The 26,212-nt window shown below is 70.8% G+C and carries 27 protein-coding genes; 23 read left to right on the top strand and 4 right to left on the bottom strand.

What is annotated here, in order from left to right; genetic code table 11:
• Positions 1–137: 137 nt before the first annotated feature.
• Positions 138–929 carry a peptidylprolyl isomerase gene (locus BCL76_RS19940; RefSeq protein ID WP_109780837.1) on the bottom strand — a complete coding sequence of 264 codons (792 nt, stop codon included), beginning with the start codon at positions 927–929 and terminating at the stop codon, positions 138–140.
• Positions 930–1,082: 153 nt separating this feature from the next.
• Between BCL76_RS19940 and BCL76_RS19935 the strand changes: the two genes are divergently transcribed.
• The 5 genes from BCL76_RS19935 (at position 1,083) to BCL76_RS19915 (ending at position 6,114) form a co-directional block, all read left to right on the top strand.
• The gene (locus BCL76_RS19935; RefSeq protein WP_109780836.1) at positions 1,083–1,793 is read left to right on the top strand and encodes an MBL fold metallo-hydrolase; all 711 of its coding nucleotides are present in this window, start codon (positions 1,083–1,085) and stop codon (positions 1,791–1,793) included.
• 10 nt (positions 1,794–1,803) lie between these two features.
• A complete protein-coding gene (hisS, locus tag BCL76_RS19930) occupies positions 1,804–3,063 on the top strand; it encodes a histidine--tRNA ligase (protein ID WP_109780835.1) in 1,260 nt (419 codons plus the stop codon).
• 133 nt (positions 3,064–3,196) lie between these two features.
• Complete coding sequence (locus tag BCL76_RS19925; protein WP_109780834.1) at positions 3,197–3,814, top strand: vitamin K epoxide reductase family protein; 618 nt, start codon at positions 3,197–3,199, stop codon at positions 3,812–3,814.
• A gap of 60 nt (positions 3,815–3,874) precedes the next feature.
• Positions 3,875–5,230 carry a replication-associated recombination protein A gene (locus BCL76_RS19920; protein ID WP_109780833.1) on the top strand — a complete coding sequence of 452 codons (1,356 nt, stop codon included), beginning with the start codon at positions 3,875–3,877 and terminating at the stop codon, positions 5,228–5,230.
• 161 nt (positions 5,231–5,391) lie between these two features.
• Positions 5,392–6,114 carry an HNH endonuclease family protein gene (locus BCL76_RS19915; protein ID WP_109780832.1) on the top strand — a complete coding sequence of 241 codons (723 nt, stop codon included), beginning with the start codon at positions 5,392–5,394 and terminating at the stop codon, positions 6,112–6,114.
• Positions 6,115–6,136: 22 nt separating this feature from the next.
• Here BCL76_RS19915 and BCL76_RS19910 read toward each other — a convergent pair whose 3' ends face one another.
• Complete coding sequence (locus BCL76_RS19910) at positions 6,137–7,045, bottom strand: DUF2470 domain-containing protein (RefSeq protein ID WP_258309805.1); 909 nt, start codon at positions 7,043–7,045, stop codon at positions 6,137–6,139.
• A 55-nt stretch (positions 7,046–7,100) separates the two neighbouring features.
• Here BCL76_RS19910 and rpsD point away from each other — a divergent pair, with 55 nt between their 5' ends.
• Positions 7,101–7,712: a 30S ribosomal protein S4 gene (gene rpsD / locus BCL76_RS19905; protein WP_008740451.1), complete on the top strand. Its 612-nt coding sequence runs from the start codon at positions 7,101–7,103 to the stop codon at positions 7,710–7,712.
• Between the two features lie 98 nt (positions 7,713–7,810).
• Here rpsD and BCL76_RS19900 read toward each other — a convergent pair whose 3' ends face one another.
• Entirely contained in the window at positions 7,811–9,991 is a 2,181-nt protein-coding gene (locus BCL76_RS19900) for an ATP-binding protein (RefSeq protein ID WP_109780831.1), read from the bottom strand.
• Between the two features lie 147 nt (positions 9,992–10,138).
• Between BCL76_RS19900 and BCL76_RS19895 the strand changes: the two genes are divergently transcribed.
• From BCL76_RS19895 to nusB, 15 genes are all read left to right on the top strand, one after another.
• A complete protein-coding gene (locus BCL76_RS19895; RefSeq protein ID WP_109780830.1) occupies positions 10,139–10,582 on the top strand; it encodes a DUF948 domain-containing protein in 444 nt (147 codons plus the stop codon).
• 8 nt (positions 10,583–10,590) lie between these two features.
• Positions 10,591–10,935, top strand: a complete 345-nt coding sequence (locus BCL76_RS19890) for a DUF6167 family protein (RefSeq protein ID WP_109780829.1) — start codon at positions 10,591–10,593, stop codon at positions 10,933–10,935.
• On the top strand, positions 10,935–13,604 hold the full coding sequence (alaS, locus tag BCL76_RS19885; protein ID WP_109780828.1) for an alanine--tRNA ligase: 2,670 nt from the start codon (positions 10,935–10,937) through the stop codon (positions 13,602–13,604). Before BCL76_RS19890 ends, alaS begins: the two co-directional genes overlap by 1 nt.
• A 2-nt stretch (positions 13,605–13,606) precedes the next feature.
• Positions 13,607–14,077 carry a Holliday junction resolvase RuvX gene (gene ruvX, locus BCL76_RS19880; RefSeq protein ID WP_030009552.1) on the top strand — a complete coding sequence of 157 codons (471 nt, stop codon included), beginning with the start codon at positions 13,607–13,609 and terminating at the stop codon, positions 14,075–14,077.
• Between the two features lie 128 nt (positions 14,078–14,205).
• A complete protein-coding gene (gene mltG / locus BCL76_RS19870) occupies positions 14,206–16,002 on the top strand; it encodes an endolytic transglycosylase MltG (RefSeq protein ID WP_109780827.1) in 1,797 nt (598 codons plus the stop codon).
• A 6-nt stretch (positions 16,003–16,008) separates the two neighbouring features.
• Complete coding sequence (locus BCL76_RS19865; RefSeq protein ID WP_109780826.1) at positions 16,009–16,833, top strand: shikimate dehydrogenase; 825 nt, start codon at positions 16,009–16,011, stop codon at positions 16,831–16,833.
• A 31-nt stretch (positions 16,834–16,864) separates the two neighbouring features.
• Entirely contained in the window at positions 16,865–17,056 is a 192-nt protein-coding gene (locus BCL76_RS19860; RefSeq protein WP_109780825.1) for a hypothetical protein, read from the top strand.
• A gap of 132 nt (positions 17,057–17,188) precedes the next feature.
• Entirely contained in the window at positions 17,189–18,373 is a 1,185-nt protein-coding gene (aroC, locus tag BCL76_RS19855; RefSeq protein WP_109780824.1) for a chorismate synthase, read from the top strand.
• Positions 18,370–18,888 carry a shikimate kinase gene (locus BCL76_RS19850; RefSeq protein WP_109780823.1) on the top strand — a complete coding sequence of 173 codons (519 nt, stop codon included), beginning with the start codon at positions 18,370–18,372 and terminating at the stop codon, positions 18,886–18,888. Before aroC ends, BCL76_RS19850 begins: the two co-directional genes overlap by 4 nt.
• Complete coding sequence (gene aroB, locus BCL76_RS19845; protein WP_109780822.1) at positions 18,885–19,976, top strand: 3-dehydroquinate synthase; 1,092 nt, start codon at positions 18,885–18,887, stop codon at positions 19,974–19,976. The genes BCL76_RS19850 and aroB overlap by 4 nt, the downstream gene beginning before the upstream one ends.
• Positions 19,973–20,413 (top strand): type II 3-dehydroquinate dehydratase, encoded by a 441-nt coding sequence (gene aroQ, locus BCL76_RS19840; protein ID WP_030009559.1) that lies wholly within the window; start codon positions 19,973–19,975, stop codon positions 20,411–20,413. Before aroB ends, aroQ begins: the two co-directional genes overlap by 4 nt.
• A gap of 91 nt (positions 20,414–20,504) precedes the next feature.
• Positions 20,505–21,311 carry an AAA family ATPase gene (locus BCL76_RS19835; protein ID WP_109780821.1) on the top strand — a complete coding sequence of 269 codons (807 nt, stop codon included), beginning with the start codon at positions 20,505–20,507 and terminating at the stop codon, positions 21,309–21,311.
• 65 nt (positions 21,312–21,376) lie between these two features.
• A complete protein-coding gene (locus tag BCL76_RS19830; protein WP_109780820.1) occupies positions 21,377–22,483 on the top strand; it encodes an aminopeptidase P family protein in 1,107 nt (368 codons plus the stop codon).
• A gap of 59 nt (positions 22,484–22,542) precedes the next feature.
• Positions 22,543–23,112, top strand: a complete 570-nt coding sequence (efp, locus tag BCL76_RS19825) for an elongation factor P (protein ID WP_030769168.1) — start codon at positions 22,543–22,545, stop codon at positions 23,110–23,112.
• A gap of 3 nt (positions 23,113–23,115) precedes the next feature.
• Complete coding sequence (gene nusB / locus BCL76_RS19820; RefSeq protein ID WP_030769171.1) at positions 23,116–23,550, top strand: transcription antitermination factor NusB; 435 nt, start codon at positions 23,116–23,118, stop codon at positions 23,548–23,550.
• 193 nt (positions 23,551–23,743) lie between these two features.
• Here the strand turns inward: nusB and bldD are convergent, their stop codons facing one another.
• Positions 23,744–24,244, bottom strand: coding sequence for a transcriptional regulator BldD (bldD, locus tag BCL76_RS19815; protein WP_030008755.1), 501 nt, complete (start codon positions 24,242–24,244; stop codon positions 23,744–23,746).
• Positions 24,245–24,539: 295 nt separating this feature from the next.
• Between bldD and pyrR the strand changes: the two genes are divergently transcribed.
• Both pyrR and BCL76_RS19805 read left to right on the top strand, forming a co-directional pair.
• Positions 24,540–25,115: a bifunctional pyr operon transcriptional regulator/uracil phosphoribosyltransferase PyrR gene (gene pyrR, locus BCL76_RS19810; RefSeq protein WP_109780819.1), complete on the top strand. Its 576-nt coding sequence runs from the start codon at positions 24,540–24,542 to the stop codon at positions 25,113–25,115.
• A 107-nt stretch (positions 25,116–25,222) separates the two neighbouring features.
• Positions 25,223–26,212 (top strand): aspartate carbamoyltransferase catalytic subunit, encoded by a 990-nt coding sequence (locus BCL76_RS19805; RefSeq protein WP_030769174.1) that lies wholly within the window; start codon positions 25,223–25,225, stop codon positions 26,210–26,212.

Below are 26,212 nucleotides of genomic sequence, written 5' to 3'. Positions count from 1 at the left end.
CAGTTTCCTGGGGCGGGCAGCGCCCGCCCTGCACAACGCCAACATAGGCGACCGCCGGGCCGGCTGTCCGCATCCCGCACGACGGAATATCGGCGTACAGGCGGCGGACCGGCCGGGCCCGGGGTCTGCGCATCACGTCAGTTCTGGGTGACGGTGCCCTTCTCGATCTTCACCTCGGTCTTGGGCGCGCCGTCCTGGCCGCCGTCGACCGTACCGGCCTTCGCGATCTCCTCCACGACCTTCAGACCGGCCGCGTCGATCTTGCCGAACGGTGTGTACGTCGGCGCCAGCGGGCTGTCCTTGTAGACCAGGAAGAACTGGCTGCCGCCCGAGCCGGGCCGGCCCGTGTTGGCCATCGCCACCGTGCCGGCCGGGTAGACGACCTGACCGTTCGCGTCGGCCTTGCCCAGCGCGTCCAGGTTCTCGTCCGGGATGTTGTAGCCCGGGCCGCCGCTGCCGGTGCCCTCGGGGTCGCCGCACTGGAGGACGAAGATCCCGCCGGCCGTCAGCCGGTGGCACTTGGTGTTGTCGAAGTAGCCCTTGTCCGCGAGCGACTTGAAGGAGTTCACGGTCTGCGGGGTCTTCGCCGCGTCCATCGTGAAGTTGATGTCACCCGCGCTCGTCTTCAGCGCGAAGGTGTACTTGGCCTTCTGGTCGATCGCCATCTCCGGCGAGGGGGACTGCTTGGGCGCCGGCTCGCTCGCCGAGGCCGACGGGTTCGCGGACGGGTCCGCGGCCGAGTCCTTCTTGTCCTTGTCGAAGACCCCGCCGACGATCAGGCCCACCAGCGTCGCGATCACCACGGCCACCGCCGCGCCGATCACGGCCGCGCGCTGACGCGACTTCCGCCGGGCCTCGGCCCGGCGCTTCTGCTGGCGCTCGTACTTCTCCTTGGCGAGCTGTCGCCGTCGCTGATCGCTCGTGACCACCGGGTCGTCTCCTTGTACGTGTCTGCTACTGCTGTCCGGGCTGGGATAGGCCGTACCGTATATGGGTTCGCTGTGTAATGAGCGGCGCCGGTAGGCTCTGAGCAGCAGCATTCCTGTCTGCAGCCTCCCGCCGGACGACGATTGAGGACGAACGTGCTGATTGCCGGGTTCCCCGCAGGCGCTTGGGGCACCAATTGCTACGTGGTCGCCCCCGCCGCCGGTGAGGAGTGCGTCATCATCGACCCGGGCCACCAGGCCGCCCAGGGTGTCGAGGAGACGCTGAAGAAGCATCGGCTCAAGCCCGTCGCGGTCGTGCTGACCCATGGACACATCGATCATGTGGCCTCGGTGGTCCCGGTGTGCGGAGCACACGACGTACCGGCCTGGATCCACCCCGAGGACCGCTACATGATGAGCGACCCGGAGAAGGCCCTCGGCCGCTCCATCGGGATGCCGCTCATGGGCGAGCTGACCGTCGGGGAGCCGGACGACGTCCGCGAGCTGGCCGACGGCGCCGCCCTGAAATTGGCCGGAATGGACTTCTCCGTGGCGCACGCGCCGGGGCATACCAAGGGGTCGGTGACCTTCAGGATGCCCGAGCTGGCCGACATCCCGCCGGTCTTCTTCTCGGGCGACCTGCTCTTCGCCGGCTCCATCGGACGCACCGACCTGCCCGGCGGCTCCCACGCCGAGATCCTCGAATCGCTGGGCCGCGTGTGCCTGCCGCTCGACGACTCGACCGTGGTGCTGTCCGGCCACGGTCCCCAGACCACCATCGGCCGCGAGCGCGCGACCAACCCGTACCTGCGGGAAGTCGCCGCCGGGCTCGGAGACGGCATCGCCGCTCCACGACGAGGAATGTGACGAAAGCTCCGTGAGCACTTTCAAGGCCCCCAAGGGCACGTACGACCTGATCCCGCCGTTCTCGGCCAAGTACCTGGCGGTCCGCGACGCCATCTCCGCGCCGCTGCGCAAGGCCGGGTACGGGTACATCGAGACGCCGGGCTTCGAAGACGTGAACCTCTTCGCCCGCGGTGTCGGAGAGTCCACCGACATCGTCACCAAGGAGATGTTCACCCTCACCACCAAGGGTGGCACCAACCTCGCCCTGCGCCCGGAAGGCACCGCCTCCGTGCTGCGCGCGGCCCTGGAGGCCAGCCTGCACAAGCAGGGCAACCTCCCGGCGAAGCTCTGGTACTCCGGCTCGTACTACCGCTACGAGCGCCCGCAGAAGGGCCGCTACCGCCACTTCTCGCAGGTCGGTGCCGAGGCCATCGGCTCCGAGGACCCGGCGCTCGACGCCGAACTGATCATCCTGGCCGACGAGGCCTACCGCACCCTCGGCCTGTCGAACTTCCGCATCCTGCTGAACTCGCTCGGCGACAAGGAGTGCCGCCCCGTCTACCGCGAGGCGCTGCAGAGCTTCCTGAGCGGACTCGACCTCGACGAGGAGACCGTCCGCCGGGCCGAGATCAACCCGCTGCGCGTCCTCGACGACAAGCGGCTCGAGGTGCAGAAGCAGCTGGTCGGCGCGCCGGTGCTGCGCGACTACCTGTGCGACGGGTGCAAGGCGTACCACGAGGAGGTGCGGGCGCTGATCACGGCCGCCGGCGTCGTCTTCGAGGACGACGAGAAGCTGGTGCGCGGGCTGGACTACTACACCCGGACCACCTTCGAGTTCGTCCACGACGGTCTCGGCGCGCAGTCCGCGGTGGGCGGCGGCGGCCGCTACGACGGACTGTCGGAGATGATCGGCGGACCGGCGCTGCCGTCGGTCGGCTGGGCGCTCGGCGTGGACCGCACGGTCCTGGCGCTGGAGGCCGAGGGCATCGAGCTGGACATCCCGGCGACGACGACGGTCTTCGCGGTGGCGCTGGGCGAGGCCAAGCCGGCCGTGTTCGGGCTGGTGACCCAGCTGCGCAAGGCCGGCGTCGCGGCGGACATGTCCTACGGCGGCAAGGGCCTCAAGGGCGCCATGAAGGACGCCAACCGCAGCGGCGCGCGCTTCGCGATCGTGGCGGGCGAGCGGGACCTCGCCGAGGGCGTCGTCCAGCTGAAGGACATGGAGTCCGGCGAGCAGTCGGCCGTCCCCGTCGCCGAGCTGGTCGACACGGTCCTCGCCCGCCTCGCCTGACGGCAACCGGCCGCGGCGGCAGGGGAGTACACAGGACGGGGGCCGGGGATCTTTCCCCGGCCCCCGTCCGTTCACAGGCTCGTACGGCACAATGGCCCGTGCTTGATCACCTGGCAGATGTGGAGCGGGCGGTATGACGACACGAAGCGCGGACGCGGACACCGCCCGGGGCAGGACCGTCGGGGGAAGCCGGGCCCTGGCCCTGCTGCTGGTGATCACCGGAGCCGCGGGTCTGCTCGCCGCCTGGGTGATCACGATCGACAAGTTCAAGCTGCTGGAGGACCCGACCTTCAAGCCGGCCTGCAGCCTGAACCCGATCGTCTCCTGCGGCAACATCATGACGAGCGACCAGGCGTCGGCCTTCGGCTTCCCGAACCCGATGCTCGGACTCGTCGCCTACGGGATCGTGATCTGCGTCGGCATGAGCATGCTCGCCGGAGCCTCGTTCCGCCCCTGGTACTGGCTCACCTTCAACGCCGGCACCCTCTTCGGCGTCGTCTTCTGCACCTGGCTCATGTACCAGTCGCTGTACAACATCAACTCGCTCTGCCTGTGGTGCTGCCTGGCCTGGGTCGCCACCATCTTCATGTTCTGGTACGTCACCGCGCACAACGTCCGCGAAGGGCTGCTGCCCGCCCCGGGCTGGCTCAAGTCCTTCCTCGACGAGTTCACCTGGGTCCTGCCCGTCCTGCACGTCGGGATCATCGGGATGCTGATCCTGACCCGCTGGTGGGACTTCTGGACCTCCTGAGCGCGGGCGGCGGCGCGGGCCGTCCGGGGCCCTGTCGGTGGGCTCGCATAGGCTGCCTGTGTGGAACCAGACCTGTTCACCGCCGCTGCCGAAGACCGCCGGGAGAAGGACCCCGCGAGCTCCCCGCTCGCCGTCCGGATGCGCCCGCGCACCCTGGACGAGGTCGTCGGCCAGCAGCACCTGCTCAAGCCCGGATCACCGCTACGGCGGCTGGTCGAGGAAGGGGCCGGCGGCCCGGCCGGTGCCTCTTCGGTGATCCTCTGGGGCCCGCCCGGCATCGGGAAGACGACCCTGGCGTACGTGGTCAGCCAGGCCACGCAGAAGCGATTCGTGGAACTGTCCGCCATCACGGCGGGCGTCAAAGAGGTACGGGCCGTCATCGAGGGCGCCAAGCGCGCCGCCGGCGGCTACGGCAAGGAGACCGTCCTCTTCCTCGACGAGATCCACCGCTTCAGCAAGGCCCAGCAGGACTCGCTGCTGCCCGCCGTCGAGAACCGCTGGGTGACGCTGATCGCGGCCACCACCGAGAACCCGTACTTCTCGATCATCTCCCCGCTGCTGTCGCGCTCGCTGCTGCTGACGCTGGAACCGCTGACGGACGAGGACCTGAGCGCCCTGATGCGGCGGGCCCTCACCGAGGAGCGGGGGCTGGGCGGGGCCGTCTCCCTCCCGGCGGACGCCCAGGCCCACCTGCTGCGGATCGCCGGCGGCGACGCCCGGCGGGCGCTGACCGCGCTGGAGGCGGGCGCCGGGTCGGCCATCGCCAAGGGCGAGGACGAGATCACCCTCCGGACGCTGGAGGAGGCGGTCGACCGGGCGGCCGTCCGGTACGACAAGGACGGCGACCAGCACTACGACGTGGCCAGCGCGCTGATCAAGTCGATCCGTGGCTCGGACGTGGACGCCGCCCTGCACTACCTGGCCCGGATGATCGAGGCCGGTGAGGACCCCCGGTTCATCGCGCGCCGCCTGATGATCTCGGCGAGCGAGGACATCGGGCTGGCCGACCCGACGGCCCTGCCGATCGCGGTGGCCGCGGCCCAGGCGGTGGCGATGATCGGCTTCCCGGAGGCGGCGCTGACCCTCTCGCACGCCACGATCGCGCTGGCGCTGGCCCCGAAGTCGAACACCGCCACGACCGCGATCGGCGCGGCGCTGGCCGACGTACGGGCGGGCCTCGCGGGCCCGGTCCCGACGCACCTGCGGGACGGGCACTACAAGGGCGCGGCCAAGCTGGGCCACGCACAGGGGTACGTGTACCCGCACGACGTGCCGGGCGCGATCGCGGCGCAGCAGTACGCGCCGGACGAGATCCAGGGCAAGCGGTACTACGAGCCGACCCGGTACGGCGCGGAAGCCCGCTACGCGGATGTGGTGGAGAAGGTCCGCGAACGCCTGCGCGGAGCCACCTCCTAGAGCCGGAGCCACCTCCTGGACGCGGCCCGGGCCTTCCGCGGCCACGAGGACGGCGCGGACCTGACCCGGGCCCGGCGGATCCGGCGCTCGCTCGACCGGGCCGGGAACGGCCCCGCGCGCTGATCCACCGGGGACGGCCGGGAGGCCCCTAGGCTCCGTGCATGGGTCCGTCCCGGCCGCTCGCCGTACTCGCCGTCCTGGCCCTCGCCGCGCCCGCGGCGGCCGGATGCCACCACGAAGACGTCGCGACGGCCCGGGCCAGTGCGGCGGCATCGGTCGCGCGGGTGCCGCTCGTCGGCTCCGGATTCCCGCCGGACGCGGCGTCCGCGAAGGCACAGCTGGCCGGGCTGAAGGTCGAATGGGGCCGCAACTGGGAGACGTACAAGCGCGAGAACTTCGGCAGGTACTGGTCCGACGAGACCGACGCCGTCGGCGGGCGCAACGGCTGCGACACCCGCGACGACGTGCTGCGCCGGGACCTCGACGACCGTCGCGAAGGGGACCGGAACCCGTGCGTCGTGCTCTCCGGGACGCTCCACGACCCGTACACCGGCAAGGTGCTGCCCTACACCTACCGGCGCGCCTCGCAGATCCAGACCGACCATGTCGTCGCGCTGGGCGCGGCCTGGCGGGGCGGCGCGTACGCGTGGACCCCGCAGCGCAGGCTGGAGTACGCCAACGACCTCGACGTCCTGCTCGCCGTGGACAAGCGGACCAACTACGACAAGGGCAGCCGGACGGCCGACAAGTGGCGGCCGCCCCGGCGCGCGTACTGGTGCGAGTACGCGCGCCGCTACACCGGGATCAAGGCCAGGTACGGCCTGTCCGTGACCGCTCCGGAGAAGCTCGCCCTCCAGGAGATGCTGGCCACCTGCACCCCGTAGGGGGCATCGTGCCGATCACGCCCTAGTACGAAGCCGCCGAGAAGAGGGAGTGCATCGCCCGGCGCAGGCCGCAGATGTCCGCGACCGGCTCCGGGAAGTCGAAGCGGGCGTCGAAGGAGCCGGCCGGGCCGCCGGTGAAGCGGACGCGCAGGCCGAGGCGGTCCAGCGAGAGCGGGACGGCGCTCATTCCCCGGGCCTCGCGGGCGCCGAGCAGGCCGCCCAGCTCGCCGAGCCGGTCGCCGTGGGCGGCGTGCAGGTGCTGCAGCAGCTCCGACTCGTGCGCGACCATCGGGTCCGGCTCCGCCGCGGCCAGGTCCTCCGGGTCCACGTGCTCGGCGCCCCACAGGTCGTCCACCGAGATCTCGCCGACCTCCAGGCGCAGCATCATCCACGCCGGGCGCCCGGCGTGCGGGGCGCCCAGGGACTCCCGCATGCCCAACAGCTCGCCCACCGGCTGTCGCTCCGCGAGCAGCGCGGCGCATGCGGCGCGGTCGTCCCCGCGCACCGGCGTCAGCCATCCGGCGAGCCAGGCGCGGCCTCGGATACGATGTGGCACGGACACCGGCGCCACATCCGTGATCTCGATCACGGCGGTGAGGTCGTCGTCCTGGGCGTGAGCGGCTGCCCTGGCAGCCGCGGATTCCCCTGATACAAGGAGAATCACGTCCCCGTCCGGGGTGACGGTCCGTGCGACCGGCAGCCCTGTCCCGAACTCCTCGGCCTCGTGACTGTCACGAGCACCGATCAGCGTGAGGGATACTGAGGCGTTGGACTCTACGAGGGTTCGTACGCGTTCGGCTCCGGTGAGCTGCCGAACGCCTTCCCTGGGACGCGGCTGACCTTGCTTATCGTCGGCGCAAGCGGATTCTGTTTCGTCTGAATCCGAACTGCGTTGCGCACTGGGCAGGGGGATCCCATGTGGTCGAGACATTACGTCCTCCTCGCTAAGGTAAGCCTCACCTAACTTACATGGAGGTAGGTTCCCCGTGAACCAGAAGCGACCCAAGGTCAAGAAGTCGCGTGCCCTCGGCATTGCGCTGACCCCGAAGGCCGTCAAGTACTTCGAGGCCCGCCCCTACCCGCCGGGCGAGCACGGCCGTGGCCGCAAGCAGAACTCGGACTACAAGGTTCGTCTGCTGGAGAAGCAGCGTCTGCGCGCTCAGTACGACATCTCTGAGCGTCAGATGGCCCGCGCGTACGACCGCGCCAAGAAGGCCGAAGGCAAGACGGGCGAGGCGCTTGTCGTCGAGCTCGAGCGTCGCCTCGACGCCCTGGTTCTGCGTTCGGGCATCGCCCGCACCATCTACCAGGCCCGCCAGATGGTCGTTCACGGCCACATCGAGGTCAACGGTGACAAGGTCGACAAGCCGTCGTTCCGTGTCCGTCCGGACGACGTCATCACCGTGCGCGAGCGCAGCCGCGAGAAGGTTCCGTTCCAGGTTGCCCGTGAGGGTGGCTACGCAGGCGAGGGCGAGACCCCGCGCTACCTGCAGGTCAACCTGAAGGCCCTGGCCTTCCGCCTGGACCGCGACCCGAACCGCAAGGAAATCCCGGTCATCTGCGACGAGCAGCTCGTCGTCGAGTACTACGCCCGCTAAGGCAGGCCTGGTCTCATCGGCTGGTCAGCCCGCCGTCCCCTCCAAGGGGCGGCGGGTTTCCCGCTTCCCGGGACCGGACGGCGGGCCCTTGCTCGCCCTCAGGGCTGCGGCTGCTCCGCCGCCGCGCCCCTCGGGACCCGCGAGCCGCGCGCCCGCCCCGTCCGCCGGGGCACCCCGCCGACACCGTCGCCGCGTTCCTGCGGATCGCGCAGCGCCCGACCCACCAGCGCCTCACGGCTCAGCGCCCGCCCCTCGGCCTCGTACGCCGCGTAACGCTCGGCCCCCAGCAGCTCGCCCGCCCGCTCCCGGCACATCAGCCGCGGGGCGTTGAAGTACCCCGAGCCGAACAGCTGCAGCCCCACCCCGCCCCACATCGGCTCCGCCGCGCCCTGGAGCACCGCCGCCTCCGCGGCGTCCCCCTCCGCGACCGTGACCAGCGCGAGCAGCTCCAGCGCGAGCACCAGACCGACCAGATCGTGGAAGACGTGGTTGATCGCCACACACTCGGTGAGCAGCAGCCGCGCCTCCTGCGTGCGCCCCGCGTCCAGGGCGGCGTACGCGAGGACGTACAGGGCGTACGCCTTCGTCCAGCGCTCCCCGCGCTCCTCGCAGATCTCCCGGACCTCCCCGCACAGCGCGAGCGCGCCCGGCAGGTCACCGAGGAAGGCCAACGCCATCCCCAGCTCCACCTGGCACATCAGCACGTTGCTGTTCAGCTCGCCGGCCGCCCGGTACTGCTCCAGCGCCGTGCCCAGCAGCTCCCGGGCCCGCGCCATGTCGTCCGAGACCAGCGCCAGGCAGCCCATCCGGTGCACCGCGTAGGCCGCCGCCACCGGGTTCCCGCTCTGCGCCGCCCCGTCCCGGCACTCGTACAGGGCGCTCATCGAAGCCGCCGCGTCCCCCTGCAGGGCCGCGACATAGCCCAGCACCCACAGGGCCTTCAGCCGCGAGCTCTCGTAGTCCACCGCCTGGTCCACCGGCTCCAGGGTCCGCTCCAGCCAGTGCCGCCCCTCGGTCAGCCGCCCGCAGCCCGCCCAGTAGAACCACAGGGTCCCCGCCAGGTACTGGCCCAGATGCGCCTCGTCCGGCTCGTCCAGGCAGCACTCCAGGGCGAGCCGCACGTTCGGCAGCTCCACCTCCACCAGCGCGGCCACCTCCTGCTGGCGCGGGCTGAACCAGTCCAGCTCGCACCACGTCGCCAGACCCAGGTACCAGTCCCGGTGGCGCCGCCGCAGTCGTCCGGCGTCCCCCATCGACTCCAGCCAGCCCGCCCCGTACACCCGTACGGTCTCCAGCATGCGCAGCCGCACCCCGGCCGGGGTCTCCTCGCGGACCAGCAGGGACTGGGCCTGGAGTTCCCCGACCAGGTCCAGCACGTCCTCCACCGGCAGATCCGGACCCGCGCACACGTATTCGACGGCGTCGAGGTCGAACTGCCCCGCGAACACCGACAGCCGCGCCCACAGCAGCCGCTCCGCCGGTGTGCACAGCTCATGGCTCCAGCCGATGGCCGTCCGCAGCGCCCGGTGCCGGGCGAGCCCGCCGCGCACCCCGCCCGTCAGCAGCGCGAAGCGGTCCTCCAGCCGGGCCAGCACCTGCTCGGGGGACAGCGTGCGCAGCCGGCCCGCAGCCAGCTCCAGCGCCAGCGGGATCCCGTCGAGGCGGGCGCACAGCTCGACCAGCGCGGCCCGGTTCTCCGCGGTCACCGCGAACGCCGGGTCGGCCGCGGACGCCCGCGCCACCAGCAGGGCCAGCGCCTCCTCGGCGGCCGGCGGGGCCAGCGGAAAGGTCGATTCCCCGTCCAGGGCCAGCGGGCGCCGGCCCGCCGCGAGGACATGCAGACCGGGGCACCGGCGCAGCAGCTCCCGTACCAGGTCGGCGCACTCGTCGACCAGCTGCTCGAAGCCGTCCAGGACCAGCAGCAGCCGCTGCCCGGCCAGGTGCTCGACCAGGACGGTGCGGGGCGGCCGGGTGGTGTGGTCGGTCAACCGGAGCGCCTCGGCGAGGGCCAGCTCCAGCAGCGCCGGATCCCGTACGGTGGCCAGCTCGGCCAGCCGGACCCCGTCGCAGTAGCGTTCCTGCGATCCCGAGGCGGCGGCCCGGGCCGCCGCCAGTACGAGCCGGGACTTCCCCACCCCGCCCACGCCGGTCACCGTCACGAGCCGCGAGGACTCCAGGAGCCGCCCCAGCTGGGCGAGTTCGCCACCCCGCCCGACGAACCGGCCGAGGTCCGAGGGAAGATTGCCTCCGGCGGCACTTCGCAGGGGTCTCTGTCGCATGGGACACGGAGGGTACTGGTCCGGATGCGCTGCGTTCAAGGCGGGCCCGGTCCTCCCGGATTTCCGGTACGGCCGAGGATCTCCGGCGCGATAGGGTCGGAGGGCGAATAGTCCTGCGGTCGAGGTACAGACAGAGAGCGGTGTGACGTGTCCGGTGTAGAGGTGGCCGGGATCATCGTGGCCGTCTTCTGGGCCATCCTGATCTCCTTCCTCGCCGTGGCCCTGGTGAGACTGGCCCAGGTGCTCAAGGCGACCACCAAGCTGGTGGCCGACGTGACCGACCAGGCCGTCCCGCTCCTCGCCGACGCCTCCACCACCGTCCGCTCCGCGCGCACCCAGCTCGACCGGGTCGACGCCATCGCGAGCGACGTGCAGGAGGTCACCTCCAACGCCTCCGCGCTGTCCTCGACCGTGGCCACCGCCTTCGGCGGGCCGCTGGTGAAGGTCGCGGCCTTCGGCTACGGCGTCCGCAAGGCGCTGGGCAAGGGGGACGCCGCCCCGTCGGGCGGCACGCCGCCGAAGGCATCCCGCCGATCCGTGATCGTCGGACGTACGGTGCCGGCCGCCCGGCGCCGCAAGCAGAAGGGCTGAGACCGCCGATGTTCCGCCGAGCCTTCTGGTTCACCGCCGGCGCAGCCGCCGGCGTGTGGGCCACCACCAAGGTCAACCGTCAGCTGAAGAAGCTGACGCCCGAGAGCCTCGCCGCCCAGGCGGCCGACAAGGCCGTGGAGGCGGGACACCGCCTCAAGGACTTCGCCCTCGACGTCAAAGCGGGAATGACGCAGCGCGAGGACGAGCTGAACGACGCACTGGGGCTCCACCAGGACCCCGACCGGCCCGACAACGTCACGGCCCTTCCCGGGCCCCGACGGCTGCGGGCCATCGAGAACACCAAGACCACCTACCGACCCAATTTTTCGTACGACCGGAATGAGGACCACTGATGGAGTCGGCTGAGATTCGCCGCCGCTGGCTGAGCTTCTTCGAGGAGCGCGGTCACGCCGTTGTCCCTTCGGCGTCGCTCATCGCGGACGACCCGACTCTGCTGCTGGTGCCCGCGGGCATGGTGCCGTTCAAGCCCTACTTCCTGGGTGAGACCAAGCCGCCGGCCCCGACGCTCACCAGCGTCCAGAAGTGCGTCCGCACGCCGGACATCGAAGAGGTCGGCAAGACCACCCGCCACGGCACGTTCTTCCAGATGTGCGGCAACTTCTCCTTCGGGGACTACTTCAAGGAAGGCGCCATCAAGTACGCCTGGGAGCTGCTGACCAGCTCCGTGGCGGACGGCGGCTACGGCCTCGAGCCCGAGAAGCTCTGGATCACCGTCTACCTCGACGACGACGAGGCCGAGCAGATCTGGCGCGAGAAGATCGGCGTTCCCGCCGAGCGCATCCAGCGCCTGGGCAAGAAGGACAACTTCTGGTCCATGGGCGTCCCGGGTCCCTGCGGCCCGTGCTCCGAGATCAACTACGACCGCGGCCCCGAGTTCGGCGTCGAGGGCGGCCCGGCCGTCAACGACGAGCGCTACGTGGAGATCTGGAACCTGGTCTTCATGCAGTACGAGCGCGGCGCCGGCGACGGGAAGGAAGACTTCCCGATCCTCGGCGACCTGCCGTCGAAGAACATCGACACCGGACTCGGCCTCGAACGCCTCGCGATGATCCTGCAGGGCGTGCAGAACATGTACGAGACCGACACCCTGCGCGTGGTCATGGACAAGGCCACCGAGCTGACCGGTGTCCGCTACGGCGCCGCCCAGGGCACCGACGTCTCGCTGCGCGTGGTCGCCGACCACATCCGCACCTCGACGATGCTCATCGGCGACGGCGTCACTCCCGGCAACGAGGGCCGCGGCTACGTGCTGCGCCGCATCATGCGCCGCGCCATCCGCAACATGCGCCTGATGGGCGCCACGGGTCCCGTCGTCCAGGACCTCGTCGGCGTCGTGATCGACACGATGGGGCAGCAGTACCCGGAGCTCGCCACCGACCGCAAGCGCATCGAGACCGTCGCGCTCGCCGAGGAAGCCGCCTTCCTGAAGGCCATCAAGGGCGGCACCAACATCCTCGACACCGCCGTGACCGAGACCAAGGCCACCGGCGGCACGGTCCTCTCCGGCGACAAGGCGTTCCTGCTCCACGACACCTGGGGCTTCCCGATCGACCTCACCCTGGAGATGGCCGCCGAACAGGGCCTCTCCGTGGACGAGCCCGGCTTCCGCCGCCTGATGCAGGAGCAGCGCGACCGGGCCAAGGCCGACGCCAAGGCCAAGAAGACCGGCCACGCGGACATGTCCGCCTACCGCGAGATCGCCGACGGCTCCGGCGCCACCGAGTTCACCGGCTACGCCACCACCCAGGGCGAGTCCACCATCGTCGGCCTGCTGGTCAACGGCGTCTCCGCGCCCGCCGCCTCCGAGGGCGACGAGGTCGAGGTCGTCCTCGACCGCACCCCCTTCTACGCCGAGGGCGGCGGCCAGCTCGCCGACCAGGGCCGGATCAAGCTCGACTCGGGCGCCGTCATCGTCGTCCGCGACGTGCAGCAGCCGGTCCCGGGCGTCCCCGTGCACAAGGGCTCCGTCCAGGTCGGCGAGGTGACGGTGGGCGCCTCCGCGTACGCCGCCATCGACATCCACCGCCGCCGGGCCATCGCCCGCGCCCACTCGGCCACGCACCTGACCCACCAGGCGCTGCGTGACGCGCTCGGCCCGACGGCCGCCCAGGCCGGCTCCGAGAACAGCCCCGGCCGCTTCCGCTTCGACTTCGGTTCCCCGAACGCCGTCCCCGGCTCGGTCCTCACCGACGTCGAGCAGAAGATCAACGACGTGCTGTCGCGCGAGCTCGACGTCACCGCCGAGATCATGAGCATCGACGAGGCGAAGAAGCAGGGCGCCATCGCCGAGTTCGGCGAGAAGTACGGCGAGCGCGTGCGCGTCGTCACGATCGGCGACTTCTCCAAGGAGCTGTGCGGCGGCACGCACGTCGGCAACACCGCCCAGCTGGGCCTGGTGAAGCTGCTCGGCGAGTCCTCCATCGGCTCCGGCGTGCGTCGTGTCGAGGCCCTGGTGGGCGTGGACGCGTACAACTTCCTCGCCAAGGAGCACACGGTCGTCGCCCAGCTCCAGGAGCTGGTCAAGGGCCGTCCGGAGGAGCTGCCGGAGAAGATCGCCTCCATGCTCGGCAAGCTGAAGGACGCCGAGAAGGAGATCGAGAAGTTCCGCGCGGAGAAGGTCCTCCAGGCCGCCGCCGGTCTCGCCGCGAACGCCCAGGACATCCACGGCGTCGCCCTGGTCGTCGGCCAGGTGGCGGACGGCATCGGCGCCGACGACCTGCGCAAGCTGGTCCTCGACGTCCGGGGCCGCATCCAGGGCGACCGCCCGGCCGTCGTGGCCCTGTTCACCGTGGCGAACGACCGCCCGCTGACCGTGATCGCCACCAACGAGGCCGCCCGCGAGCGCGGTCTCAAGGCCGGCGACCTGGTCCGTACGGCCGCCAAGACCCTCGGTGGCGGCGGTGGCGGCAAGCCGGACGTCGCCCAGGGCGGCGGCCAGAACCCGGCCGCCGTTCCGGAGGCCATCAGCGCCGTCGAGCGCCTCGTCGTCGAGACGGTCTGACGATGACACTGCGCCGCGGCCGCCGGCTCGCCATCGACGTCGGTGACGCCCGTATCGGGGTCGCCTCGTGCGACCCCGACGGGGTGCTGGCCACACCGGTGGAGACCGTTCCGGGCCGGGACATCCCCTTCGCCCACCGGCGGCTGCGGCAGCTCGTCGAGGAGTACGAGCCCCTCGAAGTCGTGGTCGGCCTTCCCCGCTCGCTCAGCGGGCGGGAGGGGCCGGCCGCGGTCAAGGTGCGCGCCTTCGCCAACGAACTCGCCAAGGGCATCAAGCCGGTGACGGTCCGGCTGGTGGACGAGCGGATGACCACGGTCACCGCCGCACAGGGCCTGCGGGCCTCCGGGAAGAACGCCAAGAAGGGCCGGTCGGTCATCGACCAGGCAGCCGCTGTGGTGATCCTTCAGAACGCTCTTGAGACCGAACGGGTATCAGGTAATCCGCCTGGTGAGTGCGTCGAAGTGGTTGTCTGATCGCGATACGGTAACGTTCCGCGCGATGAGACGGCATTCGAACAGCCGTCGCCCACCGTCAAAGAGGCGGAACCGGGTGCCACGGACGACGGAGTCCGTGGCCTCCGTCTCGCGGCTCTAGGGGACCGATGACTGAGTATGGCCGGGGCCGTGGCCCCGAACCCTGGCACCCCGAGGACCCCCTGTACGGGGACCAGGGGTGGACCGGGCACCAGACCCAGCAGGGCCAGGTGCCTTATGCCGGTGCCCCGCAGCAGCAGGAGTACCCGCAGGAGCCGCAGTACCAGCAGCAGTACCCCCAGCACCAGCAGTACCCGGAGTACCAGCAGCCGCAGTATCCGCAGCAGCAGTACCCGCAGCAGGGGCAGTACCCGCAGCAGGCGCAGCAGCAGCAGCCCCAGCAGCAGTACATGCAGGGCCAGTACCCGCAGCAGCAGTACGCCGACCAGCAGCAGGGCTATGCCCCGCAGCAGCAGCAGCAGCCGCCGCAGCAGCACCAGCCGCAGCAGCCGGTGTACGACAGCCAGGGCTGGGACACCGGCCAGGGCCAGTACACGGCGGCGCAGCAGACCGATGTGTACGCGGGCGTGGACCCCTACACCCAGCAGCCCGTGGCGGGCTACCCCGGTGAGGCCCCCGACCTCTACAGCACGGAGGACGCCTACGCGCCGCCGCAGCCCCCGGGCCGGCGACACCTGGAGCCGGAGCCCGTCGAGGAGCCGGAGTCCGCGCAGGAGCCGGAGGAGAGCCTGCTCCCGGCCGGTGGAGGCCGTGACGGCGACGACGGCGACGACGACGACGGCCGTCGGGGCGGCCGCTCCAAGGGCGGTAAGCCCAAGAAGCGCAGCGGCACGGCCTGCCTGGTCGCCGCGGTCGTCATCATCGGCGTGGTCGGCGGTGGCGGCTACTACGGCTACAACTACATCAAGGCCAGGTTCAGCTCGGCCGAGGACTTCGCGGGTGAGGGCACCAGCGAGATCGTCGAGGTCGAGATCCCCAAGGGCTCCGGCCTCCTGCAGATGGGCGTGATCCTCAAGAAGGCGGGGGTCGTCGCCAGCGGCCAGGCCTTCGCCGACGCCGCGGCCAAGCTCCCGCCGGGCAAGGCGATCCAGGCCGGTGTCTACCCGCTCCGCAAGAAGATGTCGGCCGCCTCCGCGGTCGAGGTCATGAGCGACCCCTCGAAGCTGAACGTCATCACCGTCACCGAGGGCATGCGCAACTCCGCGGTGTACGCGGCGATCGACAAGAAGCTGGGCCAGCAGGAGGGCACGACCGCCGAGATCGCCAAGCGCGAGGCCAAGAACCTCGGCCTGCCCGCCTGGGCGAACAACGACCCGAAGCTCATCGACCCGCTCGAAGGCTTCCTGTACCCGACGCGTTACGACCTGAGCAAGGACAGCACTCCCGACTCGCTGCTCAAGCAGATGGTCAAGAACGCGACCGACAAGTACGGCGAGCTGGGCATCGAGGGCAAGGCCAAGGAGCTGGGCCTGGAGAATCCGCTCCAGGTGGTCACGGTGGCCAGCCTCGTCAACGCCGAGGGCAAGAACCACGACGACTTCCGGAAGATGGCCGAGGTGGTCTACAACCGCCTCAAGAAGACCAACGACGTCACGAACCAGAAGCTCCAGTTCGACTCGACGTACAACTACGTCAAGAACCAGAGCGAGATCAACTTCAACCTGAAGGAAGCCCAGGCCTTCGACAACCCCTACAACACGCACTTCATCAAGGGGCTGCCCACCGGGCCGATCAACAACCCGGGTCTGGACGCGCTGACCGCTACGCTCAACCCGGACCACGGCGGCTGGATGTTCTTCGTGTCGGTCGACGGCAAAACGACCACCTTCACCAAGACGTACGAAGAGCACACGAAGCTGGCCAACGAGTTCCAGGAACGACAGAAGCAGAAGAACGGCGGTTAGCAGGACATGTCACGCATAAGGGCCGCGGTGTTGGGTTCACCCATCGAGCACTCGCTCTCGCCGGTGCTGCACCGCGCCGCTTATCAGGAGCTCGGCCTCGACGACTGGTCGTACGACCGCTTCGAGATCGACGAGGCCGGGCTCCCGGAATTCGTGGCAGGACTCGGCCCCGAGTGGGCCGGGCTGTCCCTGACCATGCCGCTCAAGCGGGCGATCATCCCGCTGCTGGACGGCGTCAGCGACACGGCCGCCTCCGTCGAGACGGTCAACACGGTCGTGTTCACCGAGGACGGACGACGCCTCGGAGACAACACCGACATCCCCGGCATCGTCGCCGCGCTCCACGAACGCGGCGTCGAGAAGGTGGCCTCCGCCGCCGTCCTCGGCGCCGGGGCCACCGCCTCCTCGGCGCTCGCCGCGCTCGCGCGGATCTGCTCCGGCGAGGTGACGGCGTACGTCCGCTCGGCGGCCCGCGCCGACGAGATGAGGCAGTGGGGCGAGCGGCTCGGCGTGCCCGTCCGCACGGCCGACTGGTCGCAGGCGGCCGCGGCCCTGTCCGCGCCGCTGGTGATCGCCACCACCCCGGCCGGTACGACCGACGCCCTGGCGGCGTCCGTACCCGAGGGGGCGGGCACCCTCTTCGACGTCCTCTACGACCCCTGGCCGACCGCGCTGGCCGCCGCCTGGTCGCGGCAGGGCGGCCAGGTCGTCGGCGGACTCGACCTCCTCGTCCACCAGGCCGTGCTCCAGGTGGAGCGGATGACCGGCCGGACCCCGGGTCCGCTCGCCGCCATGAGGGCTGCGGGAGAGCGGGCGCTCGCCGCCCGTTAGGCTTTCCACCTGCGCATTCACAGGGGGCGGCATGGACGGGAACAGCACGGACCAGGTACTCGCGTCGAAGTGGGATCTCCCGTTCGTCCTCTTCGGCATGGGCCGGGTGGCGTTCGGCACCCTGCCCTTGTGGGCCAAGGCGCTCATTCTCGGACTCTTCGGTTCCGTCGTCCTCTCGTACGGGATCACCTGGCAGCGCGAGCGCGGCCGACGGTCCCGCTGACGCCTCAGGCGTCCGACAGCTGGACCGGGGCCCGATAAACCCCTCCGGACATGGGAGGATCGGGTCAGGCGGGTCCGGGCCGCGCACCCGATCGCGCCGTCGCTGTACCAGGCGCGAGCATGAGGAGCATCGTTGAGCAGGTTGCGTTGGCTGACCGCCGGGGAGTCCCACGGACCGGCACTGGTGGCGACGTTGGAGGGCCTTCCCGCCGGCGTCCCCGTCACCACCGAGCTGGTGGCCGACCACTTGGCCCGGCGCCGGCTCGGTTACGGCCGCGGTGCCCGGATGAAGTTCGAGCAGGACGAGATCACCTTCCTGGGTGGTGTCCGGCACGGGTTGTCGCAGGGTTCGCCGATCGCGGTCATGATCGGCAACACGGAGTGGCCGAAGTGGGAGACGGTGATGTCGGCCGATCCGGTCGATCCCTCGCTGTTGAAGGAGACCGGTCGTAACGCGGCGCTGACGCGTCCGCGTCCGGGTCACGCGGACCTGGCGGGGATGCAGAAGTACGGGTTCTCCGAGGCCCGGCCGATCCTGGAGCGCGCCAGTGCTCGGGAGACGGCCGCCCGTGTGGCGCTCGGTGCGGTCGCCCGGTCCTTCATCAAGGAGGTCGCGGGGATCGAGATCGTCTCGCACGTGGTGGAACTGGCCTCGGCCAAGGCCCCGTACGGCGTCTACCCGACCCCCGCCGATGTGGAGAAGCTGGACGCCGACCCGGTGCGTTGCCTGGACGCGGACGCGAGCAAGGCGATGGTCGCGGAGATCGACCAGGCCCACAAGGACGGCGACACCCTCGGCGGCGTCGTCGAGGTGCTGGCCTACGGGGTTCCGGTCGGTCTCGGCTCGCACGTCCACTGGGACCGTCGACTCGACGCACGCCTGGCCGCCGCCCTCATGGGCATCCAGGCGATCAAGGGCGTCGAGGTCGGCGACGGTTTCGACCTCGCCCGCGTGCCCGGTTCCAAGGCGCACGACGAGATCGTCTCCACCCCCGAGGGCCTCAAGCGCACCTCGGGGCGTTCGGGTGGCACGGAGGGTGGTCTGACCACGGGTGAGCTGTTGCGGGTCCGTGCGGCGATGAAGCCGATCGCGACGGTGCCGAAGGCGCTCGCGACGGTGGACGTGGCGACGGGTGAGGCGACGGTGGCCCACCACCAGCGTTCCGACGTGTGTGCCGTGCCGGCGGCCGGCATCGTCGCCGAGGCGATGGTCGCCCTGGTGCTTGCGGACGCGGTCGTGGAGAAGTTCGGCGGTGACTCGGTGCCCGAGACCCGTCGCAACGTCCGTTCGTACCTCGACAACCTGCAGATCCGGTGACGGCCGGACCGCTCGTCGTCCTCGTCGGCCCGATGGGGTCCGGCAAATCCACGGTGGGAGCGCTGCTCGCCGAGCGGCTCGGCGTCGCCTACCGGGACACGGACGCCGACATCGTCGCGGCCCAGGGCCGGGAGATCTCCGACATCTTCGTCGACGAGGGCGAGCCGTACTTCCGTGACCTGGAACGGCAGGCGGTCGCCGCCGCCGTCGCCGGGCACACCGGAGTCCTCGCCCTCGGCGGCGGCGCCGTCCTCGACGAGGGCACCCGCGACCTCCTGGCCGGCCTGCCCGTCGCCTACCTGTCGATGGACGTCGAAGAAGCCGTACGGCGCGTCGGCCTCGGCGCCGCGCGCCCGCTGCTCGCCGTCAACCCGCGCCGCCAGTGGCGCGAGCTGATGGACGCGCGGCGCCCCCTGTACACCGAAGTCGCGCGTGTCGTGGTGGCCACCGACGACCGCACCCCCGAAGAGGTCGCCCAGGCGGTCCTCGACGCTCTGGAGTTGAAGGACGTATGACAGACCAGGTGACGCGGATCCACGTCGGCGCGAGCGCCGGACACGACGCGTACGACGTGCTGGTCGGACGGCAGCTGCTCGGCGAGCTCGGCTCCCTGATCGGTACCAAGGCCCAGCGGGTCGCCGTGATCCACCCCGAGGCGCTGGCCTCGACCGGTGAGGCGCTGCGCGACGACCTGGCCGAGCAGGGCTACGAGGCGGTCGCCATCCAGGTGCCGAACGCCGAGGAGGCCAAGACGGTCGAGGTGGCCGCCTACTGCTGGAAGGCGCTGGGCCAGTCCGGTTTCACCCGCACCGATGTGATCGTCGGGGTCGGCGGGGGAGCCACCACCGACCTGGCGGGCTTCGTCGCGGCGAGCTGGCTGCGCGGGGTGCGCTGGGTCGCCGTACCGACCACCGTCCTCGCGATGGTGGACGCGGCCGTCGGCGGCAAGACCGGCATCAACACCGCCGAGGGCAAGAACCTCGTGGGGGCCTTCCACCCGCCGGCCGGTGTGCTCTGCGACCTCGCGGCCCTCGACTCGCTGCCGGTCAACGACTACGTCAGCGGCCTCGCCGAGGTCATCAAGGCCGGGTTCATCTCCGACCCGGTGATCCTCGACCTGATCGAGGAGGACCCGGCGGCGGCCCGTACGCCCGAGGGCCCGCACACCGCCGAGCTCATCGTGCGCTCCATCCAGGTCAAGGCCGACGTGGTCTCCAGCGACCTCAAGGAGTCGGGACTCCGCGAGATCCTCAACTACGGCCACACCCTCGCGCACGCCATCGAGAAGAACGAGCGCTACAAGTGGCGGCACGGCGCGGCCGTGTCCGTCGGCATGGTCTTCGCCGCCGAGCTCGGCCGCCTCGCGGGCCGGCTCGACGACGCGACGGCCGACCGGCACAAGGCGGTCCTCGCCTCGGTCGGGCTGCCGCTGACCTACCGGGGCGACCAGTGGTCCAAGCTGCTCCAGACCATGCAGGTCGACAAGAAGTCCCGTGGCAACCTGCTGCGCTTCATCGTCCTCGACGGGCTGGCCAAGCCGACCGTCCTGGAGGGTCCCGACCCGGCGCACCTGGTCGCCGCCTACGGTGAGGTGTCGGCGTGAGCCGGCCCGTCCTCGTGCTGAACGGCCCGAACCTGGGCCGGCTCGGCTCGCGCGAGCCCGATGTGTACGGGGCCACCTCGTACGCGGGGCTGGTGGAAAGCTGCCGTTCGCTGGGCGAGGAGCTCGGCTTCGACGTCGAGGTCCGCGAGACCAACGACGAGGGCGAGCTGATCCGCTGGCTGCACGAGGCGGCGGACGGGAAGATCCCCGTGGTCATCAACCCGGGGGCCTTCACCCACTACTCGTACGGCATGCGGGACGCGGCCGCGCAGCGCACGGCGCCGCTGATCGAGGTGCACATCTCGAACCCGTACGCCCGCGAGGAATTCCGCCACACCTCGGTCATCGCGCCGGTGGCGACCGGGACGGTGGCGGGCTTCGGGATCGGTTCGTACCGGCTGGCGCTGCGCGCACTGGCGGACGAGATCTCCGCCTGACACTCTGCTGACGGCGCTGGTGGACGGTCGGGCCCCGGCAGTCATATAACGTTCTCGCATCAGTCGCTTGAACGAGACGGAGTGGCAGCGGATGCAGCACGCAGTGGGGGGTGGGGGCGCGGGCCCGTGGCAGCCGGGACCGCGCCCATCGGCGCCCCCGCAGCCGCCGATACCCCCGGCGCACGGTTGGCCGGGTTCACCCCCGCCGCAGTCTCCGCCTCAGCCGCCCCACCAGCCCCATCAGCAGCCGTCGTATCCCTCGCAGCCGGTGCCCGCCGTGCCGGAGGCCACCGGGCACATCCCGCTGCCTCCCGCGGTGCCGGGTACCGGTGGGGCCGTCCTCGCCGTCCTGCTGATCGGCCCGGCCGGCGCCGGCAAGACCACCGTCGCCCGGCACTGGGCCGGCAGCCGGCCCGTCCCGACCGCCCACGTCAGCCTGGACGACGTCCGCGAGTGGGTCTGCTCCGGCTTCGCGGACCCCCAGGCGGGCTGGAACGAGCACTCCGAGGCCCAGTACCGGCTGGCCCGCCGCACCTGCGGCTTCGCCGCCCGCAACTACCTGGCGAACGGCATCTCCTGCATCCTGGACGACGCCGTCTTCCCCGACCGGCCCGTGGTCGGGCTGGGCGGCTGGAAGCGACACGTGGGGCCGAACCTGCTGCCCGTCGTGCTCCTGCCCGGCCTGGAGATCGTCCTGGAGCGCAACGCCGAGCGCGCCGGCAACCGTCGGCTCTCGGACGAGGAAGTGGCACGGATCCACGGCCGGATGGCCGGCTGGTACGGCTCCGGACTGCCGATCATCGACAACTCCCACCTCGACGTGGAGGGCACCGCCCGTGCCCTCGACGAGGCCCTGGCCCGCGCCCTGTCCGCCCCTGGCGGCCGGCCCGGGCAGTAGTCCCCGGGGCCCGTCCGGACGCGCTCGCCGGGCCGGATCGGCGGGGCGCTCGTACGCTCGAAGACATGTCAGACGTGTACGCCGCCCGCCGGGACCTGCTTCGCGACCGATGCGCCGCCGCGGGGAACGCCGCCGCACTGATCACGCGTCCGGCGAACGTGCGCTACCTCTCCGGGGCGTCCCCGCTCGGCGCGGTGCTGCTCGTCGGCCCCTCCGAGGACATGCTCTTCTGCGCGGGAGCGCCCACCGGCGAGGCCGACGAGGGCCGTCTCGACGAGCACCTGAACGCCGCCGTCCTGGGCAGCCCCGGCGGGGACCCGGCCGTCGCCGCCGCCGATCTGACCGCCTCCCTACGGGCCGACTCGCTCGCGGTGGAGGAACACCACCTCACCGTCGCCCGGCACCGGGCCCTGCGCTCCGTCGCGCCCAAACTGCGCCTCGCGGACCTCGGCACGGCCGTGGAGCAGCAGCGCCTCGTCAAGGACGAGGAGGAGATCGCCTGCCTGCGGATCGCCGCGGAGATCGCCGACCAGGCCCTCGGCGAGCTGCTGGAGTCCATCCTGGTCGGCCGTACCGAGCGGCACCTCGCCCTGGAGCTGGAGCGCCGGCTGGTCGACCACGGCGCCGACGGCCCGGCCTTCCCGACCTCCGTCGGCACCGGCCCGCACTCCGGTCGCTCCCGGCACCGGCCCTCCGACCGCCGGGTGGAGGAGGGCGACTTCCTCACGGTCTGCCTGGGCGCCAACTACCGCGGCTACCGGTGCGAGATCGGCCGGACCTTCGTGATCGGCACCAGCCCGGCCGACTGGCAGATCGAGCTGTACGACCTCGTCTTCACCGCCCAGCGGGCCGGGCGCGAAGCCCTGCTGCCCGGGGCCGCGTATCGGGACGTGGACCGTGCCGCGCGCTCCGTCCTGGACTCCGCGGGCCACTCGGAAGCCCTCGCTCCGTGGACCGGACACGGTGTGGGCCTCGAAATCGACGAGGACCCGCAGCTTGCACCTACGGCAATGGGTAAACTGGACGCTTGCGTGCCGGTCACCGTCGAACCGGGGGTTCACCTCCCGGGCCGGGGAGGTGTCCGGATCGATGACACGCTCGTCGTGCGCCCCGAGGCGGACGGCGGTCCCGAGCTACTCACCATTACGACCAAGGAACTGCTCGCGCTCTAGTCGGCTCTGCCGGGCTGTGCGCGCGCCCGTGGTCTTCCAGTGCAGGAGATTCCGCAACCGTGGCTTCCACGAACGACCTCAAGAACGGCATGGTGCTGAAGCTCGACGGGGGCCAGCTCTGGTCCGTCGTCGAGTTCCAGCACGTCAAGCCCGGCAAGGGCCCGGCCTTCGTGCGTACCAAGCTGAAGAGCGTGATGTCCGGCAAGGTCGTCGACAAGACGTTCAACGCCGGCACGAAGGTCGAGACGGCCACCATCGACCGCCGTGACATGCAGTTCTCTTACATGGACGGCGACTACTTCGTCTTCATGGACATGTCCACCTTCGACCAGCTGATGGTGGACAAGAAGGCCGTCGGCGACGCCGCCAACTTCCTGATCGAGGGCTTCACCGCCTCCGTCGCCCAGCACGAGGGCGAGGTGCTCTACGTGGAGCTCCCGGCCGCGGTCGAGCTCAAGATCGAGCACACCGACCCGGGCGTCCAGGGCGACCGCTCCACCGGTGGCACCAAGCCGGCCACGCTGGAGACCGGCTACGAGATCCAGGTCCCGCTCTTCGTCACCACCGGCGAGACGGTCAAGGTCGACACCCGCACCAGCGACTACCTCGGCCGGAAGAGCGGCAACTAACCCGTGGCTGCTCGGAGCAATGCGCGCAAGCGCGCCTTCCAGATCCTCTTCGAGGCCGACCAGCGCGACGTGCCCGTGCGCGAGGTCCTCGCGGACTGGATCCGTCACGCGAGGTCGGACGACCGGCAGCCGCCGGTCAGCGCCTTCACGATGGATCTCGTCGAGGGTTACGCCGACAAGGTGAACCGCATCGACGATCTGATCATCACCTACGCCGTGGACTGGGACCTCGACCGCATGCCGGTCGCGGACCGGAACATCCTGCGGCTCGGTGCCTACGAGCTGATCTGGGTGGACGACACCCCGGACGCCGTGGCCATCGACGAGGCCGTCCAGCTGGCCAAGGAGTTCTCCACGGACGACTCCCCGGCATTCGTGAACGGGCTCCTGGCCCGCTTCAAGGACCTGAAGCCGAGCCTGCGACGCAGCGAGAGCTGACCGCACGGCCCAGCGCCGGCACCGCCATACGGAAGGGCCCGCGACGTACGTGTCGCGGGCCCTTCCGTATGGGTGCGGGGGAGCGGAGCGCGGGTGACGGCGGGTCCGGGAACGAAAAAACCGGCGGGCGCCGGACCCCCGCAAGGGTCCGGCGCCCGCCGGTAAACGTTTCTGCTGGTCCGAAGCCCGAGGGTCAGAGTTCCTCGTGCGCCACCGCGCGACGCGCGTCCGCGTCCAGCACGCCCCAGCTGATCAGCTGTTCGGTCAGGACCGAGGGGGACTGGTCGTAGATGACGGCCAGGGTGCGCAGGTCGTCCTGGCGGATCGACAGCACCTTGCCGTTGTAGTCGCCACGCTGGCTCTGGATCGTCGCCGCGTAACGCTGCAGCGGGCCCGCCTTCTCGGCCGGGACGCCCGCCAGGCGCTCCAGGTCGAGACGCAGCTTCGGCGGCGGCTCGGCGGCCCCACCGGGAGTCGTACCCGGCAGCAGCTCCTGCACCGGAACCCCGTAGAAGTCCGCCAGCTCGGCAAGACGCTGGACGGTCACGGCGCGGTCCCCGCGCTCGTAGGAACCGACCACCACGGCCTTCCACCGACCCTGGGACTTCTCCTCGACACCGTGGAGGGAAAGGCCCTGCTGGGTGCGGATGGCGCGGAGCTTGGCCCCGAGCTGTTTGGCGTATTCGCTGGACATAACGCTCCCGGACGCTGTGACGCTGTGACTGGTGGACACTGCGACTACGTAACTAGGTAACTACGTGCGGTTCAGCCGCGCGGCTGGTAACTCACTGTGAGGTTACGCAGCGTTACTTGGATGCGTCAAGCCGAATGGTCTTCGTCGCCCCCCTGAGGGTTCGTCCCAGCAGCCCTCTGGCAGCCCTTCCGTACCGGCCCGGTCCCGGTCACCGGCTTCTCCCTGGTACCGTGTGAGGCGTACATCAGACGTCCTTTAAGGTCCGTCCCGTGAGGCGGAGAAGGAGGTCCTTTTCATGGACACCCAGCAGAACACCGATTCCATGCGCCCCGTTCTCGAAGCGCAGGACATCGCGCGGGTCCTGACCCGCATCGCCCACGAGATCGTCGAACGCGCCAAGGGTGCCGACGACGTGGTGCTCCTCGGCATTCCCACCCGCGGTGTCTACCTCGCCCGCCGGCTGGCCGCCAAGCTCGAAGAGATCACCGGCACGAAGATCCCGGTCGGCTCCCTCGACATCACCATGTACCGCGACGACCTGCGGATGAAGCCCGCCCGCGCGATCGGTCGCACCGAGATCCCCGGTGACGACCTCGACGGCCGCCTGGTCGTCCTCGTCGACGACGTGCTCTTCTCCGGCCGCACCATCCGCGCCGCCCTGGACGCCCTCGGCGACCTCGGCCGCCCCCGCGCCGTGCAGCTCGCGGTCCTCGTCGACCGAGGCCACCGCGAACTGCCGATCCGCGCCGACTACGTCGGCAAGAACCTCCCCACGTCGCTGCGGGAGACCGTCAAGGTCCAGTTCCAGGAGGAGGACGGCCGTGACGCCGTGCTGCTCGGCCAGCGGACCGCCCAGGCAGCAGGTCAGTAGACCGTTCCGGTGACGGGCCCCGACCGGGCCCGCGCCGCGGCCTGCCCTGCCCGCTCGCACCTCTGCCCGTCAGTCCGCCCGCCCTTCCGACCTACGGAGCCATCCAGATGAAGCGCCACCTCATCTCGGCCGCCGATCTCACGCGCGACGACGCCGTCCTGATCCTCGACACCGCCGAGGAGATGGCCCGCGTCGCGGACCGGCCGATCAAGAAGCTGCCCACCCTGCGCGGCCTCACCGTCGTCAACCTCTTCTTCGAGGACTCGACCCGCACCCGGATCTCCTTCGAAGCGGCCGCCAAGCGGCTCTCGGCCGACGTCATCAACTTCTCCGCGAAGGGGTCGTCCGTTTCCAAGGGCGAATCCCTGAAGGACACCGCGCTGACCCTGGAGGCCATGGGCGCCGACGCGGTCGTCATCCGCCACCACGCCTCCGGCGCCCCCTACCGGCTCGCGACCTCCGGCTGGATCGACTCCGCCGTCGTCAACGCCGGCGACGGCACCCACGAGCACCCCACCCAGGCCCTGCTGGACGCCTTCACCATGCGCCGCCGCCTGGTCGGCCGGGACGCCGGCCTCGGCAAGGACCTGAACGGCCGCCGCATCACCATCGTCGGCGACGTCCTGCACAGCCGCGTGGCCCGCTCCAACGTCCACCTGCTGCACACCCTCGGCGCCGAGGTCACCCTGGTGGCCCCGCCCACGCTCGTCCCGATCGGCGTGGAGACCTGGCCGTGCGAGGTCTCGTACAGCCTCGACGACGTGCTGCCGAAGTCCGATGCGGTGATGATGCTGCGTGTGCAGCGCGAACGCATGAACGCGGCCTTCTTCCCGACCGAGCGCGAGTACTCCCGCCGGTACGGACTCGACGGCGACCGTATGGCGAAGATGCCCGAGCACGCCATCGTGATGCACCCCGGCCCGATGAACCGTGGCATGGAGATCACCGCGCAGGTCGCCGACTCAGACCGCTGCACGGCCGTCGAGCAGGTCGCCAACGGCGTCTCCACCCGCATGGCCGTCCTGTACCTGCTGCTCGGAGGCTCCGAGCCCGCCGTCAACACCACCCCCGCCGCCCGTACCGAGGAGAGCAAGTAA

It is taken from the genome of Streptomyces sp. CG 926 (assembly GCF_003148825.1).
Taxonomy (GTDB): domain Bacteria; phylum Actinomycetota; class Actinomycetes; order Streptomycetales; family Streptomycetaceae; genus Streptomyces.
Note: the sequence above shows the minus strand (reverse complement) of the source record. Positions and strands in the feature narration are given on the sequence as shown.